The 16,869-nt window shown below is 63.1% G+C and carries 17 protein-coding genes; 5 read left to right on the top strand and 12 right to left on the bottom strand.

From position 1 onward, the window contains the following. Positions 1–23: 23 nt before the first annotated feature. Positions 24–1,397: a metalloprotease PmbA gene (gene pmbA, locus V5B40_RS01520; protein ID WP_332352802.1), complete on the bottom strand. Its 1,374-nt coding sequence runs from the start codon at positions 1,395–1,397 to the stop codon at positions 24–26. A gap of 117 nt (positions 1,398–1,514) precedes the next feature. Here pmbA and yjgA point away from each other — a divergent pair, with 117 nt between their 5' ends. After that, positions 1,515–2,063, top strand: coding sequence for a ribosome biogenesis factor YjgA (gene yjgA / locus V5B40_RS01515; RefSeq protein ID WP_332352801.1), 549 nt, complete (start codon positions 1,515–1,517; stop codon positions 2,061–2,063). Then, entirely contained in the window at positions 2,053–2,655 is a 603-nt protein-coding gene (mog, locus tag V5B40_RS01510) for a molybdopterin adenylyltransferase (RefSeq protein ID WP_434735808.1), read from the top strand. Before yjgA ends, mog begins: the two co-directional genes overlap by 11 nt. A gap of 32 nt (positions 2,656–2,687) precedes the next feature. Here mog and V5B40_RS01505 read toward each other — a convergent pair whose 3' ends face one another. Continuing rightward, the gene (locus tag V5B40_RS01505; protein ID WP_332352799.1) at positions 2,688–4,322 is read right to left on the bottom strand and encodes a hypothetical protein; all 1,635 of its coding nucleotides are present in this window, start codon (positions 4,320–4,322) and stop codon (positions 2,688–2,690) included. Positions 4,323–4,438: 116 nt separating this feature from the next. Between V5B40_RS01505 and V5B40_RS01500 the strand changes: the two genes are divergently transcribed. The 3 genes from V5B40_RS01500 (at position 4,439) to V5B40_RS01490 (ending at position 6,496) form a co-directional block, all read left to right on the top strand. Continuing rightward, positions 4,439–5,260, top strand: a complete 822-nt coding sequence (locus V5B40_RS01500; protein WP_332352798.1) for a thymidylate synthase — start codon at positions 4,439–4,441, stop codon at positions 5,258–5,260. A gap of 87 nt (positions 5,261–5,347) precedes the next feature. Then, positions 5,348–5,884 carry a dihydrofolate reductase gene (locus tag V5B40_RS01495; protein WP_332352797.1) on the top strand — a complete coding sequence of 179 codons (537 nt, stop codon included), beginning with the start codon at positions 5,348–5,350 and terminating at the stop codon, positions 5,882–5,884. A gap of 174 nt (positions 5,885–6,058) precedes the next feature. Beyond that, positions 6,059–6,496 (top strand): DciA family protein, encoded by a 438-nt coding sequence (locus V5B40_RS01490; protein ID WP_332352796.1) that lies wholly within the window; start codon positions 6,059–6,061, stop codon positions 6,494–6,496. Here the strand turns inward: V5B40_RS01490 and V5B40_RS01485 are convergent. The 10 genes from V5B40_RS01485 to murD all read right to left on the bottom strand — a co-directional run bounded on the left by V5B40_RS01485 (position 6,483) and on the right by murD (position 16,869). Next, entirely contained in the window at positions 6,483–6,671 is a 189-nt protein-coding gene (locus tag V5B40_RS01485) for a hypothetical protein (RefSeq protein ID WP_332352795.1), read from the bottom strand. The genes V5B40_RS01490 and V5B40_RS01485 overlap by 14 nt on opposite strands. Before the next feature lie 4 nt (positions 6,672–6,675). Then, the gene (lpxC, locus tag V5B40_RS01480) at positions 6,676–7,605 is read right to left on the bottom strand and encodes a UDP-3-O-acyl-N-acetylglucosamine deacetylase (protein WP_332352794.1); all 930 of its coding nucleotides are present in this window, start codon (positions 7,603–7,605) and stop codon (positions 6,676–6,678) included. 96 nt (positions 7,606–7,701) lie between these two features. Beyond that, complete coding sequence (gene ftsZ / locus V5B40_RS01475) at positions 7,702–8,877, bottom strand: cell division protein FtsZ (protein WP_332352793.1); 1,176 nt, start codon at positions 8,875–8,877, stop codon at positions 7,702–7,704. Between the two features lie 75 nt (positions 8,878–8,952). Continuing rightward, positions 8,953–10,182, bottom strand: a complete 1,230-nt coding sequence (gene ftsA, locus V5B40_RS01470; protein WP_332352792.1) for a cell division protein FtsA — start codon at positions 10,180–10,182, stop codon at positions 8,953–8,955. After that, the gene (locus tag V5B40_RS01465) at positions 10,179–10,931 is read right to left on the bottom strand and encodes a cell division protein FtsQ/DivIB (protein ID WP_332352791.1); all 753 of its coding nucleotides are present in this window, start codon (positions 10,929–10,931) and stop codon (positions 10,179–10,181) included. The genes ftsA and V5B40_RS01465 overlap by 4 nt, the downstream gene beginning before the upstream one ends. 3 nt (positions 10,932–10,934) lie before the next feature. Continuing rightward, a complete protein-coding gene (locus V5B40_RS01460) occupies positions 10,935–11,870 on the bottom strand; it encodes a D-alanine--D-alanine ligase (protein WP_332352790.1) in 936 nt (311 codons plus the stop codon). A 1-nt stretch (position 11,871) separates the two neighbouring features. Further along, positions 11,872–13,260 carry a UDP-N-acetylmuramate--L-alanine ligase gene (murC, locus tag V5B40_RS01455; protein ID WP_332352789.1) on the bottom strand — a complete coding sequence of 463 codons (1,389 nt, stop codon included), beginning with the start codon at positions 13,258–13,260 and terminating at the stop codon, positions 11,872–11,874. Further along, positions 13,257–14,345, bottom strand: a complete 1,089-nt coding sequence (gene murG, locus V5B40_RS01450) for an undecaprenyldiphospho-muramoylpentapeptide beta-N-acetylglucosaminyltransferase (RefSeq protein ID WP_332352788.1) — start codon at positions 14,343–14,345, stop codon at positions 13,257–13,259. Before murG ends, murC begins: the two co-directional genes overlap by 4 nt. Further along, positions 14,342–15,502, bottom strand: a complete 1,161-nt coding sequence (gene ftsW, locus V5B40_RS01445; RefSeq protein ID WP_332352787.1) for a putative lipid II flippase FtsW — start codon at positions 15,500–15,502, stop codon at positions 14,342–14,344. The genes murG and ftsW overlap by 4 nt, the downstream gene beginning before the upstream one ends. Next, complete coding sequence (murD, locus tag V5B40_RS01440; protein ID WP_332352786.1) at positions 15,502–16,869, bottom strand: UDP-N-acetylmuramoyl-L-alanine--D-glutamate ligase; 1,368 nt, start codon at positions 16,867–16,869, stop codon at positions 15,502–15,504. Before murD ends, ftsW begins: the two co-directional genes overlap by 1 nt.

The raw sequence follows: 16,869 nt of genomic DNA, 5'->3' as shown, positions 1-16,869 counted from the left end.
AGAAATTCGCGGCGCGGAAAAAGCTAGGCGCCTGCCACCTTCATCTGCTCGATGAGCAGCGACCCGACCTGCTTCGAGCCGCGCACCAGGACATCATTGCCGACACCGGCCAGGTTTCTGAACATGTCGCGAAGGTTGCCGGCGATGGTGATCTCTTCGACCGGATGAACAATCTCGCCACCCTCCACCCAGAAGCCGGCAGCGCCGCGCGAATAGTCGCCGGTCACGTAGTTGACGCCATGGCCGAGCAACTCGGTCACCAGCAAGCCGCGGCCCATTTTCTTGAGCAGGCCAGGCAAATCCCGCTTGCCGGGATGAACGATGAGATTGTGGCTGCCACCGGCGTTGCCGGTGGTCTGCATTGACAGCTTGCGCGCCGTGTAAGCGCTCAGGAAATAGCCCTGCAGCTGGCCGTCAACAATCACTTCACGATCCTTGGTCGCAACGCCGTCACTGTCGAAATAGCCACTGGCCAGGCCACGCGCCAGATGGGGCCGCTCGCTGATCTGTACCTTTCTGGCGAAGACGCGCTTGCCCAGGCTATCGACCAGGAAGGAGGTCTTGCGGTACAGGCTGCCGCCGCTGACCGCGTGCACAAAGCTGCCGATCAACGACGCGGCAAGGGGCGCCTCAAAAATCACCGGTACCTTGCAGGTCTTGATCTTGCGCGCACCAAGCCGCGCCAGGGCACGTTGGGCAGCGCGCTCGCCAATCAGCTCCGGTGAACCAATGGCCTGCGCATCGCGGGCCATCGCGTACCAGTCGTCGCGCTGCATGTTTCCGTCTTTGCCGGCGATCATCGAACACGACAGGTAATGCCGAGAAGTTGGGTAGCCGCCCATGAAACCAAGACTGTTGGCGGACACGAAATGCCCTTCCTGACTGGACACCGTCGCGCCTTCCGAATTGCTCAGCCGCGGGTCGAACGCAAAGGCCGCAGCTTCGCAGCGCTTCGCCAGGTCGACGGCGGCTTCGACCGCGAGCAACCAGGGATGATAGAGATCGAGATCCGGCAAGTGCTCGCTATCGATGGCCAGCAGGCACGCGTCGGGCAGTCCGGCAGAGGGATCGGCAGCAGTGAAGCGGGCGATGTTCAGCGCTGCCTCGACGGTCTCACGCAAGGCCGTCGCAGAAAAATCGGAAGTGCTCGCCTGACCTTTTCGCTGACCAAGATAGACGGCGACGGCAATCGCCTTGTCGCGGTTGTACTCGATGGTTTCGACCTCTCCACGGCGAGCCGTGACCGACTGACCGAAGCCATCGGAAACATCGACCTCGCAAGCACTTGCGCCGCACTTTTCGGCATGTGCGAGAACGTCGCGCGCCAACTGCTGGAGAGTTTCGAAACGGTGGCTGAAGCGCGATTCGCGAGCGGCGACGGTGGTGGGAGGGGACATGGGGCGGTGGCCAAAGGCAAAAGTCGCTATCATAGCAGCTCCGCGCAGACCGTCCGCTCAAGCGTCTGAACACGCCCATCTCGCCAACTGCCACCAGGAAAGCCCCCTCTTCCGCCGATGATTCCTCCCGAAGAAGACGAAGAAGAAGCAGGCCCGCCGTCAAAAACGCAGCGCAAGCGGGCCATGGAGGAGCTACAGGGCCTCGGCGAGGAACTGGTGGAGCTGGCGCCCGATCGGCTCAAGAAAATCGACCTCCCGGAAGATCTGCGCGCCGCCGTCCGTACGGCGCAGCGCATGACTCGACACGACGAGGCGCGAAGGCGACAGCTGCAATATATCGGCCGGGTGATGCGCGATATCGAAGACCCGGAACCGATCCGCAAGGCACTGGCTGCGCTGCGTGGCGATTCGGCCGAGGAAACGGGCAGGTTGCACCGTATCGAGCGCCTGCGAACGGCCTTGCTGGCCGACGAAAGGGTGCTGTACGGAATTGCCGAGACCTACCCAGCGGTGGACCTGCAGCATCTGCGCTCGCTACGACGCGCCGCCTTGAGCGAGCAGGAACAAGGCCGGTCGCCGCGTAATTACCGCGCCATTTTCCAGTTCCTCAAAGGGCTGGAAATCCGCGGCGACCGCGCCAGCGGAAAGGATGAGCATGATCAATGATGAACAACTGCTGATTGGACTGCTGTCGATCAGCGACCGCGCCGCGCAGGGCGTCTATGCCGATCAGGGAATCCCGGCGCTCGAAGAATGGTTCGGCCGCGCCCTTGCCAGCCCGTGGCGAAGCGAAAGACGCCTGATCGTCGACGAGCAGGCGCGCATCGAAGAAACATTGAAGGAGCTGGTTGATGAGCTTGGCTGCCATCTGGTGCTGACCACCGGCGGCACCGGTCCGGCGCCACGCGACGTCACCCCGGAAGCCACCCTCGCCGTCGCCGACAGGCTGATGCCCGGCTTCGGCGAGGAAATGCGCCGCATCAGCCTGAACTTCGTGCCGACGGCCATCCTTTCGCGTCAACTGGGTGTCGTTCGCGGCAAGGCCCTGATCCTCAATCTGCCCGGGCAACCGAAGTCGATCCGGGAAACCCTTGAGGGAGTAAAAGCGGCCGATGGCACGGTCGTGGTGAACGGCATTTTCGCTGCCGTCCCCTACTGCATCGATCTGCTTGGCGGCCCCTACGTCGAAACGGTCGCGCAGGTGGTCAAGGCTTTCCGACCGAAATCAGCGCTGCGGCCAACGGCCCCCGAAGGCTAGCGGCAAGGAGCCCCCCCCAGGTCTTGTAGCCTTCAGGTCGCTGATTGCTCTCGAAAACAGCCAATCTCGTACTCGCTGCCGACCTCCTCCAGCTCCATCGGAATCAGCGTCCGCTGCTGGCCCTGATGGCTGAACTCCAGCGTTTCACGGACATTGAAACCCGCCAGCGGCAAGACGATGCGCAGGATCCCGGTTTCACCGCCATCCTGCAACCAGATACCCGGGATAGCCACCGCCGCCGAAAAGCCGCTGCGCCGCGGCCGCAATTCGATGCTCAGCGCCTGCCGGGAGAGTACCTGCACACCCAGACAGGCGCCGTCAGGACCCTGCCTGGTGAAGCGCCTGGCAACACCCAGCATCCAGTTGTCGCCACCCTCCGGCTGGACGCACAGCAGTGCGCCGATGTTGATGTGCTCGCTCGCCGAATCGCCAATCTGCGCACGAAATCCGCCAAGGCTGACGTTCTCGACCACCCAGCTGTCCATCGCTACTTCATTCTCGGGGCGCGGCACGGCTCCCGAGAACAGCGAGTAGCTGTCATCAAAGCCATACAGGACGAGCATTCGCGTCTTTACCCCATGCCGCGTATGGCGGCGCTGTGGCGGGTGCTTGGCCCAATACAGGCGCAGATGGCGAAGTACCGGCAACAGGGCACGCGGCGCGTAATCACCGCCAAGGTTGACGTCGGCCGGCCGCTCACCGTGCTCGACCCGATGCAACAGCTCTTCGAGCGCCGCCAGCGCCGTCCCCGGAGAGAAGAAGCGCAAGCCACGCCTGCTCACACCAGGGTGACGGACCAGTCGCAATGGTGGCGCGCCGGCGACCGCATCGACCCAATAGACGCTGTCCGGCCGGCAATCAGGCAGGAGAACAAAGTGCGGCAGGAAATGCGCAATCAGGCGGTCAGCCAGCTCGATCTGCACGGGCATCAAGCTATCCATCGAAGAGGCAAAGAAGACGATCGCATGCAGGTATTGCTCCGCCACGGTGCTCTGCCCTTGCCGCGCCGGATAGAGCTGTAGCGGCTTCTGAGCGTCAGCCGCCGATTCGGCCGCCAGATAGGTTGCGCCGAGCGCCTGCCAGAGGTCTTCTGCACCTGCACCGTAGCGAAACGCCAACCACTTGAGTTGATTACGGCGTGCCGCCTGCGAGCGTACAAGGGCCAGCGGCAGGAAGGCATTGAAAGCGTCGCCAGCCTTGCTCTTGGGATTCAGCTGAGCGCGTTCGATGCAGTCGTTGTACAGGGTCGCGACCTGGCCCCAATAGCGGTAGCTGCGCGTCCACAGCCGCTCTTCTTCGAGTTTCGTCAAGCGTCCTGACAGCAGATAGTCGCGAGCCACAGCCAGCAGGTGTCGCTGCGCCGCCTCATCAAGCTGGCGGAGCACGTCAAAATACTGGTCAACGCGGAAGTTCTCGGCGTGCTGGAGCGAATCGAACCAGCCGCTCACTTCGTCGACGGCTTTTGCCGGCCTATCGACGTGCAACTCGGCAACAATCCGCTTCAGCTCCTTGCTGTCAGCCAGCGGATGATCCGAACGTTTCGCAAAAAAATTGAACATCATGGAACGTGAAGCCTCGTCGCGGATGACTGCCGTTGGAGCGCGAATTGTAAACCAGTAAACCAGGACGAGGTCGAAGGTCTGCCGGATGGCCCCGCTTGCCGCCAAGGCGATTCCTCGGCGTAGCGCGAAGCACGCCGAGCGATCGAGCGGCGTCGGCGACGGACTGCGCCCGGCAGGCGATTACTCTACAATTCGGCCTGGATCAACGACAGGCTCAAACCATGCAGCAGTATCTTCAGCTGATGCGCCATGTTCTCGAACAGGGCACGCTCAAGGCAGACCGCACCGGCACAGGTACGCGCTCGGTGTTCGGCTGGCAGATGCGCTTCGACCTCGGCGCCGGTTTCCCGGCGGTGACGACCAAGAAGTTGCATCTGCCGTCGATCATCCACGAGCTGCTGTGGTTCCTGCAGGGTGACACCAACATCCGTTATCTGCGCGAGAACGGCGTCCGCATCTGGGACGAATGGGCCGACGTGAATGGCGATCTCGGCCCGGTCTATGGCCATCAGTGGCGGCACTGGCAAAGCCCGCGGGGAGGCGAAATAGACCAGATCGCCGAGCTCGTCGAAAATCTGAAAAACAGGCCTGACTCGCGCCGCCATCTGGTCAGCGCCTGGAATCCAGCCGACGTCGAGCGCATGGCGCTACCGCCGTGCCACGCCTTTTTCCAGTTCTACGTCGCACCCGCCGGGCCAACTGACCGCGACCAGCGCGCCAAGCTTTCCTGTCAGCTCTACCAGCGCAGCGCCGACATCTTCCTTGGCGTCCCGTTCAACATCGCCTCATACGCACTTCTCACCCTGATGCTGGCGCAGGTCTGCGGTTATCAGGCGGGCGACTTTGTGCATACTTTCGGCGACGCGCACCTCTACAGCAATCACCTCGAGCAGGCCCAACTGCAGCTGACGCGTGCGACGCGAGCCTTGCCGACGATGCGACTGAATCCTGACATTGACAACCTCTTCGCCTTCCGTTTTCAGGACTTCAGCCTCGAAGGCTACGATCCGCATCCGCACATCTCGGCGCCGGTCGCCGTCTAAACCGATGCCTAGCGACGACTGCTGCTTGCCCAGCGCTGCCACAGCCGCCGGGAGCCGTTGCCAGTGGCGCCGTCGGAGAGGGTGAAAATGATCGCACTGATCGCTGCCGTTGCCAGAAGCGGCGCCATTGGCAGGCAGCAGCAATTGCTCTGGCAGCTGCCTGAAGACATGAAACACTTTCGCGAAACAACCCGCGACAAAACCGTCATCATGGGCCGAAAGACTTGGGAGTCGCTGCCGGCGGCCTTTCGACCGTTGCCGAAGCGGCACAATATCGTCGTCAGCCGCAATCCGGCTTACTTTGCCAGCGGCGCAACACGGGCGGGCTCAATCGAGGAGGCCATTCGCCTCGCAGGCGACGCCAGCGAGATCTTCGTCATCGGTGGCGCCGACCTCTATCGGCAGACTCTGGCGCTGGCCAGTCGGCTGTACTTGACCGAAGTCGCCGCGGACTGTCCGGGAGACAGCTACTTCCCGGACCTTCCGCCTGACGAGTGGCGCGAGATCTCGCGTCGCGCGGGACAGCCATCTGCGAAGAACGCTTGCCAAGGTGCGTGCGGCGGCGAGCAGGCGACCGCAACCAGTACCCCAGCCTTCGACTTCGTCGTCTACGAACGTCGTTAACGGTCATGACCAGTAGCGATACGCCAGATCATCGAAGTCATGACCGTAGCCCTTGTCCCGCGGGGGAGAAGTACCAGCTACGTCGCCAGACTACGGGGAGTCAAGGTCTTGGCGGTTGCCATCCGCTTGGCGACGAGAATAAGATGCAGGCGTTGCCTCTCCCGGAAATTCCCGATGACGGACTCACTGCACAGCTACCTTGATGGACCCGAAGGGGCTGGCAAGGTCTTGGCACACGCCAGACTCCTGGCCAGGCTCGCGGGATTATTTCAAGAGATCGCGCCGCCACATCTTGGCCAGGCAAGCAGCTTGGCCAATTACAAGTCGGGGATCGTACTTATCCACGCCAGCAGCGGCGCCGTGGCGACCAAGCTACGCCAGATGGCGCCAACACTGGTCGATGAATTTTTGCAGCGGGGCGTGGAGTGCCGGGAGCTTCAGGTGAAAGTGCAAGCTCGCACCCGCCCCGCGGCGGCCCGCGCGGCGGAGCAAAAGCCGCTCAGCGCCAAGACCAGCCAGCGCTTGACGGCATTGAGCGACTCGCTGCCGGCGGCGTCGTCCTTACGCTCTGCACTCGAACATTTGCTGGCGCACGCCGCTAGAGAGGAATGACCGCCACGCGTTCGAGGATCAGAAGCGCGAACACCAGCAAGGCGACGATCAGCGCGTAGCGAAAGAGGCGCCAGGCGAAATGCAGGTAGCGCGCGTCCCGGGTAAACAGAAAGATCAGCACCCCGCCGGCAACGGTAATCACCGTCAGGACCGCCAGCAGGCGCAGCAACCACACCTCGTCAGAACGCCGGCAAGGCCAGCCAGCGAGAAAGCGACTGCGGAGCCAGGTCAGCGTCTTCGAAACTGACGTATTCCCAGGCATCCGGAGTGGCCAGCAATTGCCGAGCCAGCGCGTTGTTCAGTGCGTGCCCTGACTTGTGGGCGACGAATGACGCCAATAGCGGCTGCCCGAGCAGGTACAGATCGCCGATGGCGTCGAGAACCTTGTGCTTCACGAACTCGTCGCTGTAGCGCAAACCATCGGTATTCAGGACGCGGTACTCATCGAGGACGACGGCGTTTTCCAGCCCGCCGCCTTGCGCCAGGCCGTTTTCGCGCAACCACTCCACCTCCTGCATGAAACCGAAGGTTCGCGCTCGCGCGACTTCGCGGGCGTAGGAGTTGTCGGCGAAATCAATGCACACCGACTGCCCGGTGCGATCGATCGCCGGATGATTGAAACCAATCGAGAAAGTCAGTCGAAAGCCTTCATAAGGCTCGAAACGCGCCCACTTCTCGCCGGACGGGTCGCTGTCGCGGACTTCGATCGGACGCGTGACGCGAATGAATTTCTTGGCCACGGCCTGCTCTTCAATCCCCGCCGACTGAATCAGGAAAACAAACGGTGAGGCCGAACCGTCAAGAATCGGGACTTCGGCGGCATCCAGATCGACAAAGGCGTTGTCGATGCCGAGACCGGCGAATGCCGACATCAGGTGTTCGATGGTACCCACCTTGGCGCCGTCGACTTCCAGGCAGGAACACATGCGCGTGTCGCCGACGAGCAGTGCGGAGGCCGGCAGATCAACGACCGGGTCGAGATCGAGACGTCGAAAAACGATGCCTGTCGCGGGCGCAGCCGGCCGCAGGCTCATATTTACCTTGACGCCCGAATGGAGTCCGACACCAGCGGCGCGGACCACGGACTTGAGTGTTCGCTGCTTTAGCATCTGCTTGAAAAACCAGTGGAATCGACGCATTTTAACACAGTCGGAACTGTCCTGAAACGCGCCGATCCGGGCAGAGGAGTTAGTGCATGACTGGCTTCAGTCGGCCTGCTTTCTGAGAAAGGCCGGAATATCCCAACGATCCACACCGCTGTTGGCCAAGGCTTCGACCGTCGCGCTACGCCCTTTGCGAAACACCGCCGGCGTCTGGTCCAGGCTCGAATAGTCGACACTCTGCCCGTTCGCGTAACGGCCGTCGGTACCGGTCGCCAGGGTCACCGAGCTGTTGATCACTTCAAAGCTCTGCCTTTTCGCCTGCGCCTGACCCAGGCCGGTGGCCACCACCGTCACGCGAATCTCGTCGTCGATACTTTCGTCATAGACCGCACCGAAGATGATGTGCGCGTCGTCAGCAGCGAAGGCGCGAACCGTGTTCATGACCTCGTTGACTTCCTTCATCTTCAGCGAACGGGTGGCCGTGATATTCACCAGTACGCCCTTGGCCCCCGAGAGGTTGACTCCCTCGAGCAAAGGCGAAGCGACCGCTCTTTCGGCAGCAATCCGCGCCCGGTCGACACCGGCAGCGCTGGCCGAGCCCATCATCGCCATGCCCATTTCGCCCATCACCGTGCGCACATCCTCGAAGTCGACGTTGACCAGTCCCGGGAAATTGATGATTTCGGCGATGCCGCCAACCGCGTTGCGCAAGACATTGTCGGCCGCCTTGAAGGCATCGTCCATGGAAACGTCGTCGCCGAGAACGTCCATCAAACGGTCATTGAGAATGACAATCAGCGAATCGACGTGCTTCTGCAGTTCGGCGATACCGGCTTCAGCGATCTTCAGACGCTTTCCTTCGAAGCCGAAGGGCTTGGTCACCACGGCGACGGTGAGGACGCCGAGTTCGCGTGCCACCTCGGCGACGATCGGTGCGGCGCCGGTACCTGTGCCGCCGCCCATGCCTGCGGTAATGAAGACCATGTGAGCACCGGCCAGCGATGCGGCGATGGCCTCGCGCTCTTCCTCGGCAGCACTGCGCCCGGCCTCCGGTTTGGCGCCCGCGCCAAGACCGGTCTTGCCCAGTTGCAGGCGCTGCACGGCAACGCTGCGGTTGAGCGCCTGCGAGTCGGTATTGGCGGCGATGAAGTCGACGCCATTGACGCCTTCGCGGATCATGTGATCGACGGCGTTGCCACCGGCACCGCCGATACCGATGACCTTGATCACCGTGTCTCGTTCGCCGCCCAGTTCTTCCTTATCGATGATTTCAAACATTGTCGTCTCCTCTGCAAAAAGCTTATTTTTACTGCTGAAAGTTGCTAATGGCCTGACACCGGACAGCTACGCGGGTCAGAAGTTCTTTTCAAACCACGAGCGCATGCGCCCGAAAACCTGTTTCACGTCTCTCGTTTCACGCACCTTCAAGCCCCGCTTGCGCTGCGTCTGCGCCTCGAGCAGCAGGCCGCAAGCGGTCGCAAAGCGCGGACTCTGGACGACGTCGGCGAGTGCTCCCTGGTACTTTGGGATGCCCAGGCGGACGGGCATGTGAAAAATCTCCTCGCCGAGCTCGATCATGCCCGGCATCACCGAGGCGCCGCCGGTGAGCACGATGCCTGATGACAGCACGTCCTCGAACCCCGAACGGCGAAGCTCGGCCTGGATCAGTTCGAAGAGTTCCTCGACACGCGGCTGGATGACATCCGCCAGGGCGCGACGGGAAAGCTTGCGCGAAGGGCGGTCGTCGACACCGACAACGTCGATCGTATCTTCCGGGTCGGCGAGGTCTGCCAGAGCACAGCCGAAGCGACGCTTGATGTCTTCAGCCTCGCGCGTCGGCGTGCGCAAGGCCATGGCGATGTCGTTGGTCACCTGGTCGCCGGCGATCGGGATCACCGAGGTATGACGGATCGCACCCTGCGTCCAGACCGCCAGATCGGTCGTGCCACCGCCGATGTCGATCAGGCAGATGCCGAGGTCCTTTTCGTCCTCCGAGAGCACGGCGCAACTCGAAGCCAGCGGCTGCAGCACCAAGTCGTTGACTTCCAGACCACAGCGACGCACGCACTTGATAATGTTCTGAGCCGCCGAGACCGCTCCGGTAACGATGTGCACCTTGACCTCGAGGCGAAACCCGCTCATGCCGATCGGCTCGCGGATGCCATCCTGGTCGTCGATAATGAACTCCTGCGTCAGGATGTGGAGGATTTCCTGATCGGCCGGAATCGGCATCGCACGCGCCGTTTCGATGACCCGCTCGACGTCCATCGGCGTCACTTCACGGTCCTTGATGGCCACCATTCCGTTCGAATTGAAGCTGCGGATGTGGCTGCCGGCGATCCCCGTATAGACGTCGCGCACCTTGCAATCGGCCATCAGTTCGACCTCCTGCAGGACGCGCGAAATGGTCGCCACGGTCTCCTCGATGTTGACCACCACCCCCTTCTTGAGCCCTCGCGACTCCTGCTGGCCCATGCCGATCACGTTCACCCGCCCTTCCGGGGTGAGTTCGGCGACCAGCGCCACGATCTTAGAGGTGCCGATGTCGAGACCGACGATCAGATCTTTGCTATCCCTGCTCATTTCTTTCCTTTGACTTCGTGACCCGCAGTGGCCGGAAAGCGCAATGCGAAGCCGTTGGGATACCGCATGTCCACCGCCAACGGCCGCCCGTGGCGGGTTTCCGACAGCGTCGGGTAGTAGTCGACAAAACGCTGCAGACGCATCCGGATCGGCGCCTTCGCCTGCTCGCGACCGAGCTCAACCAACATCCCGTCCTCCAGTGCCAGCGCCCAGGCCAGACGTGGCGACAAAGCCACTTGTACCGGTTGCTGACCGATCGGCTGCAGGAGCCGGGCAAACTCCTCGTGGCGGCGCAGCACGTCGCCCGCCGACCCGCTTGGCCCGAAGAACCGCGGCAGACGCTGCTCGTCGGGCAAAGAGGCGGGAAAAACCTCGCCGAAGGTATTGACCAGCTCGCCGTTCCCCTCGCCCCAGTGCGCAACGGCCTGATGTTCCTCGATACGGACATCGATACGCGCCGGCCATTTCCGCCACACCTCGGCTCGCCGCACCCAGGGCAATTGCTCGAGCGCCAGCCGCAGAGCTTCCAGATTGACGGTGAAGAAACTGCCGTGCAGCAGAGACTCGAGTGACTCCTCCAGTTCGCTGCGCTGAACCGACTGCAACTCGTGCATCACCTGCAGCTCGTTGAGTGGAATCAGCCGCATCCGCGGCGCACCCCAGATCACCGCCGCAACCAGCAAGGCGGCGCCGGCTGCCAGCAAGAGCAGGTCGGCAAGGGCAGTCATCAATTGCGGTTTGTGCCACATCGCTCATCCCAGGGCGGCTAGTGCAAGAACGCGAAGCACCAGTTCGTCGTAAGAAATCCCGGCCGCGCGCGCTGCCATCGGCACCAGCGAGTGATCGGTCATTCCGGGCGAGGTGTTAACTTCGAGAAAGTAGGCCTTGCGCGTCCCGTCTGCGGTCGCCGCATCCATCAGGAAGTCGACCCGTCCCCAGCCGCGGCCACCAAGAATGCGGAAGGCATGCAAGGCCTGGGCGCCAAGCGCTCGCTGCAGACTTTCCGGCAGATCGCAAGGACAGCGGTAAGCGGTGTCGTCGCGCAGATACTTGGCCTCGTAGTCGTAGAACTCGGTACTCGGCTCGATCTTGATGATCGGCAGCGCCTGCTCGCCAAGAATGGCGACGGTGTACTCGCCGCCAAGAATGGCACGTTCGGCGATCACCAGCGAATCGTGCCGCGCCGCTTCGGCATGGGCCGCGGCCAGCTCGCCCGCTTGCCTGACCTTGCTGATACCGATCGACGAACCCTCGCAGGCCGGCTTGACGAACAGCGGCAAACCCAGCGAGACTTCGACGGCGGCGTAATCGCTATCCGCTGCCAACATCACGTAGTCGGGAATCGGCACGCCAGCAGCTTGCCAAAGCATTTTGCTGCGCCACTTGTCCATACCGATCGCCGACGCCATCACGCCGCTGCCGGTGTAGGGAATTCCCATCAATTCGAGAACCCCCTGGATCGTCCCGTCTTCACCATAGCGTCCATGCAGGGCAATGAAAGCGCGGTCGAAGGCGGCCAGATCGTCGAGTGGGCGCGTGGCCGGATCGAAAGCCTGCGCATCGACCCCCTGCCGGCACAAGGCTGCGAGCACGCGCGAACCGCTGTTCAAGGAGACTTCGCGCTCGGCCGAGCGGCCGCCGAAGAGAACGGCCACTTTACCGAAATTTTGCGCGTCCAGAGTCGTCATCCTAGCCACCCACCAGCTTGCCGGCGACGCCGCCGATCGAACCAGCGCCCATGGTCATCACCACGTCGCCATCGCGAGCGGCGTCGAGAATCGCCTGCGGCAGCTCGCCGACCTGGTCTACGAAGACCGGTTCGAGCTTACCCGCGACACGCAAGGCGCGCGCCAGCGCACGACCGTCGGCAGCGACAATCGCCTGTTCGCCGGCGGCATAGACCTCGCTCAACAGCAGCGCGTCGACGCTGCTCAGTACGCTCACAAAATCCTCGAAACAGTCGCGCGTGCGGGTGTAGCGATGCGGTTGAAAAGCCAGCAGCAGTCGACGACCCGGGAAGGCGCCGCGAGCGGCGGCGATCGTTGCCCGCATCTCGACCGGGTGATGACCGTAGTCATCGACCAGGCTGAAGGAGCCGCCACCAGGCAAGCCGACCTCGCCGTAACGCTGGAAGCGGCGATCAACGCCGGTAAAGTCCGTCAGCGCCTTGACGATCGCCTGGTCGGCAATGCCCAGCTCGCTGGCCACCGCAATCGCCGCCAGTGCATTGAGGACGTTATGCCGGCCCGGTAAGTTGACGGTCACTGGAAAACGGCTGATGTTGCCATTGACGCGAACGCAATCGAAGTGCATCTGGCCGTTATCGGCGACGACATTCTCGGCGTACACGTTGGCTGACGACTCGAAACCGTAGGTGACGATCTGCTTGCTCACCAGGGGCATGATTTCGCGGACATTGGCGTCATCGGCGCAGAGCACGGCAACGCCGTAGAACGGCAAGCGTTGCAGGAAATCGACGAAGGCCTGCTTCAGGCGATTGAAGTCGTGGCCATAGGTTTCCATGTGATCGGCGTCGATATTGGTGACGATCGAAATCACCGGCGAAAGAAACAGGAATGAGGCGTCGGACTCGTCGGCTTCGGCCACCAGGAACTCGCCGGAGCCGAGGCGGGCGTTGGCGCCGGCGGCGTTGAGGCGGCCACCAATGACGAAAGTGGGGTCCATACCGCCTTCGGCCAGGATCGACGCCGTCAGGCTGGTGGTGGTTGTCTTGCCGTGTGTCCCGGCAACGGCGATTCCCTGCTTCAGGCGCATCAACTCGGCGAGCATCTGCGCCCGCGGTACGACGGGCACCTTGCGTTGCCGTGCGGCGATGACCTCCGGATTGTCCTCCTTCACTGCCGACGACACGACCACCGCGTCGGCGCCATTGACGTTCTCGGCAGCGTGGCCAAGCACGGTACGCACGCCGAGTCCGGACAGCCGCCGGGTGACCGAGTTTTCGGCCAGATCGGAGCCGCTGATCGCAAAGCCGAGATTGGCCAGCACTTCGGCAATGCCGCTCATACCGGCGCCGCCGATGCCGACAAAATGAATACTCTTGACTTTATGCTTCACTGAACCAGTTCCTCGCACATGCGTGCAACGTCTGCGGTTGCCTCTGGCTTGGCCAGTTGACGCGCCTTCGCGGCCATTTGCTCGAGCTGAGCAGGGGCGTATTTGCGTAGCAGGCTGATGGCTTCCGGGGTCAATTCGCTCTGCGGTAGCAGCATGGCGGCGCCAGCCAGCGACAGAAAGCGGGCGTTGGCAGTCTGGTGGTCGTCGACCGCATGCGGAAACGGCACCAGAACGCTCGCCACGCCGCTTGCTGCCAGCTCGGCAACGGTTATTGCGCCGGCCCGACAAAGCACCAGGTCAGCCCATTGGTAGGCAGCGGCCATGTCTTCGATGAAAGCCGCACAGGTGGCCTGCACTCCGGCGACGCGGTAATTCTCCTGCAGTTGCGCGAGATGTTTCTCGCCGGCCTGATGAAGCACTTCGGGCCGCACCGCAGCGTCGATCAGGGCCAGGCCCTTGGGAACGATTTCGTTAAGCGCGGCAGCCCCCAGACTGCCACCGAGGACCAACAGATGCAAAGGCGACTGGCGGCCGGCGAGGCGCACTGCCGGCGCTGGCCCAGCGCTCATTTCCGCACGCAAGGGGTTGCCGACCCAGACTCCCTTCGGCAAGACATCCGGAAAGCCGCAGGCCACCCGGTCGGCGAACCTGGCGAGCACCCTGTTGGCCAGGCCAGCGACGGAGTTCTGCTCGTGAATCACCAGCGGATAGCGCAACAGGGCCGCCATCAGGCCGCCGGGGAAGCTGATGTAACCGCCCATCCCGAGGACGACGTCGGGCTGCACGCGGCGAAGTTCGCGCTGCGCCTGCCAGCACGCGGAGAATAGATGAAAGGGAAGCAGTAGCTTGCGCAACAGGCCCTTGCCACGCAGAGCGGCAAAACGGACCCAGGCCATTTCGTAACCACGCGCGGGCACCAGCTTGGCTTCCATGCTCCCCGGTGCGCCCATCCAGACCACTTTCCAGTGGCGGCTGCTGAGCAGGTCGGCCACGGCCAGGCCCGGGAAGACGTGCCCACCCGTACCTCCGGCCATGACCAGCAGGGTTTTGTTGGTTGCCGCAGCATTCACTGCCGGCGCGCTCATACCTCGGCTCCGCGCATCAACTGACGATTCTCCCAGTCGATCCTGAGGAGGACCGCCACCGCCAGGCAATTGGCCAGGATCCCCGAGCCACCAAAGCTCATCAAAGGCAAGGTCAGTCCTTTGGTCGGCAGCAGGCCGCAGTTGACCCCCATGTTGATGAAAGCTTGAACACCGATCCAGACGCCGATTCCCTGTGCGACCAGCGCCGAATACAGACGCTCGAGTGCGACCGACTGGCGACCGATGGCGAAAGCGCGTTGAACGATTAGCCCGAAGAGAACGATGATCACCAGTACGCCGACGAATCCGAGCTCTTCGGCGATCACCGCGAGCAGGAAGTCGGTATGCGCTTCGGGCAGGTAGAACAACTTTTCGACGCTGGCCCCGAGGCCGACGCCGAACAGCTCGCCACGGCCGAAGGCGATCAGCGAGTGCGACAGTTGATAGCCACGGCCGAAGGCGTCTGCCCAGGGGTCCATGAATCCGAAAATGCGGTCACGCCGGTAAGGCGAGAAGATAATCAGCGCCGCAAAAGCCGCTGCCAGGACGATGATCAGAACGACGAACAGGCGCGCCCGCATGCCGCCGAGAAAGAGAATGCTGAAAGCAACCGAGATGATCACCACGAAGGCGCCGAAGTCGGGTTCCTTGAGCAGCAGCACGCCAACGGCAACCATGGCGCAGGCCATCGGCAGGAAAGCTTTCTTCAGATCGTGCATGTGCGCCATCTTGCGCACCGTGTAGTCGGCCGCGTAAAGGACGGCGCAGAGTTTCATCAACTCGGAAGGCTGCAGGTTGACGATGCCAAGAGGAAGCCAACGCTGCGCGCCGTTCACCTCGCGGCCCACCCCGGGAATCAGGACCAGGGCCAGGAGCAGGCAGCCGCCGACGAAGAGCCACGGGGACCACTTCTGCCAACTGGTCATCGGGACTTGAAAAGCGATAGCGGCGGCGAGTAATCCGATGATCAGAAAAATAGCATGGCGAACCAGATAGTAGGCCGGCTGGTGGCCTGTCCCGCGCGCCGCTTCGGCGGTCGCCATCGACGCCGAGTAAACCATCACCATGCCGATCAGCAGCAGAATCAAGGTGCTCCACAGGAGCGCCAGGTCGATCTCGGAAGGCAGACGGCGCGGCATATCGAAAGTGCTCAACATCAGGCAGCCTCGCTTTCGAGGCCACGAACGGCGTCGGCAAAAGCTGCCGCGCGATGCGCGTAGTTGCGGTACATGTCCATGCTGGCACAGGCCGGCGAGAGCAGAACGGCGTCGCCGCGTTGCGCCTGCGCGGCACACCAGTGAACGGCTTCGGGCATGTCCAGGCAGCGCCGCAGCGGCACCTGGGAGCCGGCCAGCAGCGCAGCGATGAGCGGCGCATCGCGCCCGATCAGGGCAATCGCACGGGCATGCCGGTCAAGCGCTGGACGGAGCGGCGAAAAGTCCTGCCCTTTGCCATCGCCGCCGAGAATGATGGCCAGCTTGCAGCCCAGTCCCTCGATCGCGGCGAGCGTGGCCCCGACGTTGGTTCCCTTGGAGTCATCGAAATAACGGACTCCCTTGATCTCCGCAATCCGCTCGACGCGGTGCGGCAGACCCGTAAAGGCCGCCAGGGCCGGCATTACGGCCTGCGGATCGATGCCAATCGCCGCGCACAAGGCCAGTGCGGCCAACGCGTTGGCCGCGTTATGACGGCCCACGAGCTGCAGCGCCTTGAGCGCGATCAGTTTTTCCTCACCACGCACCAGCCAGTCGTCGACGAGTCCGTAATCGCTGGCCTGCGCCGGGGCACCGAGGCCAAAGCTGACGCAGCGACGGTCGCTGCGTGCGGCCGCCAGACTGCGCGGATCATCGCGATTGACGACCATCACGCCGCACCCCTGAAAGACACGCGCCTTGGCCGCGCTATAGTCATCAAGGCCCGTGTAGCGGTCGAGGTGGTCTTCGCTGATATTGAGCACGGTCGCCGCATCGGCGGCCAGAGTGTGCGTCGTTTCGAGCTGAAAGCTCGACAGTTCAAGGACCCAGACCGCCGGCAAGTCGTCGCCATCGATGGCGGTCATCAAGGCATGGAGAGCCGCCGGGCCGATATTGCCGGCGACGCCGGTACGCCGGCCTGCGGCCCGGCACAGGGCGCCGACCAGGGCGGTGGTTGTCGTCTTGCCATTGCTACCGGTGATGGCGATCAGCGCAGCTTGCGGAGTCAGGCGGCGCACCGCCCAGGCAAAGAGCTCGATTTCCGAGACCAGCGGAATGGCGTGCGCAACGGCGTCCTGAAGCAGCGGCTCCTGTACCGGGACGCCAGGGGAAATGGCGATCAGTTCGACACCCGCGAAGGCCGCAGCCGAGAACGGTCCGGCGACGAGGACCGCTGCGGGCACGGCGGCGCGTAGCGCTTCGGCCTGCGGCGGTGCGCTACGGCTGTCGGCGACACGCACGCGTGCGCCCTGCCGGTCCAGCCAGCGGGCCATCGCCAAGCCGCTTTCGCCGAGGCCGACGACGAGCACCAATTTCCCCTGAAGTTCCAT

This window comes from Candidatus Accumulibacter meliphilus (genome assembly GCF_036625345.1).
In the GTDB taxonomy this organism is placed as follows: domain Bacteria; phylum Pseudomonadota; class Gammaproteobacteria; order Burkholderiales; family Rhodocyclaceae; genus Accumulibacter; species Accumulibacter meliphilus.
The sequence above is the reverse complement of the archived record's forward strand: the minus strand, read 5'-3'. Positions and strand labels throughout refer to the sequence as shown.

What these genes read in the sequence shown, in the direction of transcription:
- pmbA (WP_332352802.1), bottom strand. Translation starts at nt 1,397, where the DNA reads ATGTCCCCTCCCACCACCGTCGCCGCTCGCGAATCGCGCTTCAGCCAC.
- yjgA (WP_332352801.1), top strand. Translation starts at nt 1,515, where the DNA reads ATGATTCCTCCCGAAGAAGACGAAGAAGAAGCAGGCCCGCCGTCAAAA.
- mog (WP_434735808.1), top strand. Translation starts at nt 2,053, where the DNA reads ATGATCAATGATGAACAACTGCTGATTGGACTGCTGTCGATCAGCGAC.
- V5B40_RS01500 (WP_332352798.1), top strand. Translation starts at nt 4,439, where the DNA reads ATGCAGCAGTATCTTCAGCTGATGCGCCATGTTCTCGAACAGGGCACG.
- V5B40_RS01495 (WP_332352797.1), top strand. Translation starts at nt 5,348, where the DNA reads ATGATCGCACTGATCGCTGCCGTTGCCAGAAGCGGCGCCATTGGCAGG.
- V5B40_RS01490 (WP_332352796.1), top strand. Translation starts at nt 6,059, where the DNA reads ATGACGGACTCACTGCACAGCTACCTTGATGGACCCGAAGGGGCTGGC.
- lpxC (WP_332352794.1), bottom strand. Translation starts at nt 7,605, where the DNA reads ATGCTAAAGCAGCGAACACTCAAGTCCGTGGTCCGCGCCGCTGGTGTC.
- ftsZ (WP_332352793.1), bottom strand. Translation starts at nt 8,877, where the DNA reads ATGTTTGAAATCATCGATAAGGAAGAACTGGGCGGCGAACGAGACACG.
- ftsA (WP_332352792.1), bottom strand. Translation starts at nt 10,182, where the DNA reads ATGAGCAGGGATAGCAAAGATCTGATCGTCGGTCTCGACATCGGCACC.
- V5B40_RS01465 (WP_332352791.1), bottom strand. Translation starts at nt 10,931, where the DNA reads ATGTGGCACAAACCGCAATTGATGACTGCCCTTGCCGACCTGCTCTTG.
- V5B40_RS01460 (WP_332352790.1), bottom strand. Translation starts at nt 11,870, where the DNA reads ATGACGACTCTGGACGCGCAAAATTTCGGTAAAGTGGCCGTTCTCTTC.
- murG (WP_332352788.1), bottom strand. Translation starts at nt 14,345, where the DNA reads ATGAGCGCGCCGGCAGTGAATGCTGCGGCAACCAACAAAACCCTGCTG.
- ftsW (WP_332352787.1), bottom strand. Translation starts at nt 15,502, where the DNA reads ATGTTGAGCACTTTCGATATGCCGCGCCGTCTGCCTTCCGAGATCGAC.
- murD (WP_332352786.1), bottom strand. Translation starts at nt 16,869, where the DNA reads ATGGAACTTCAGGGGAAATTGGTGCTCGTCGTCGGCCTCGGCGAAAGC.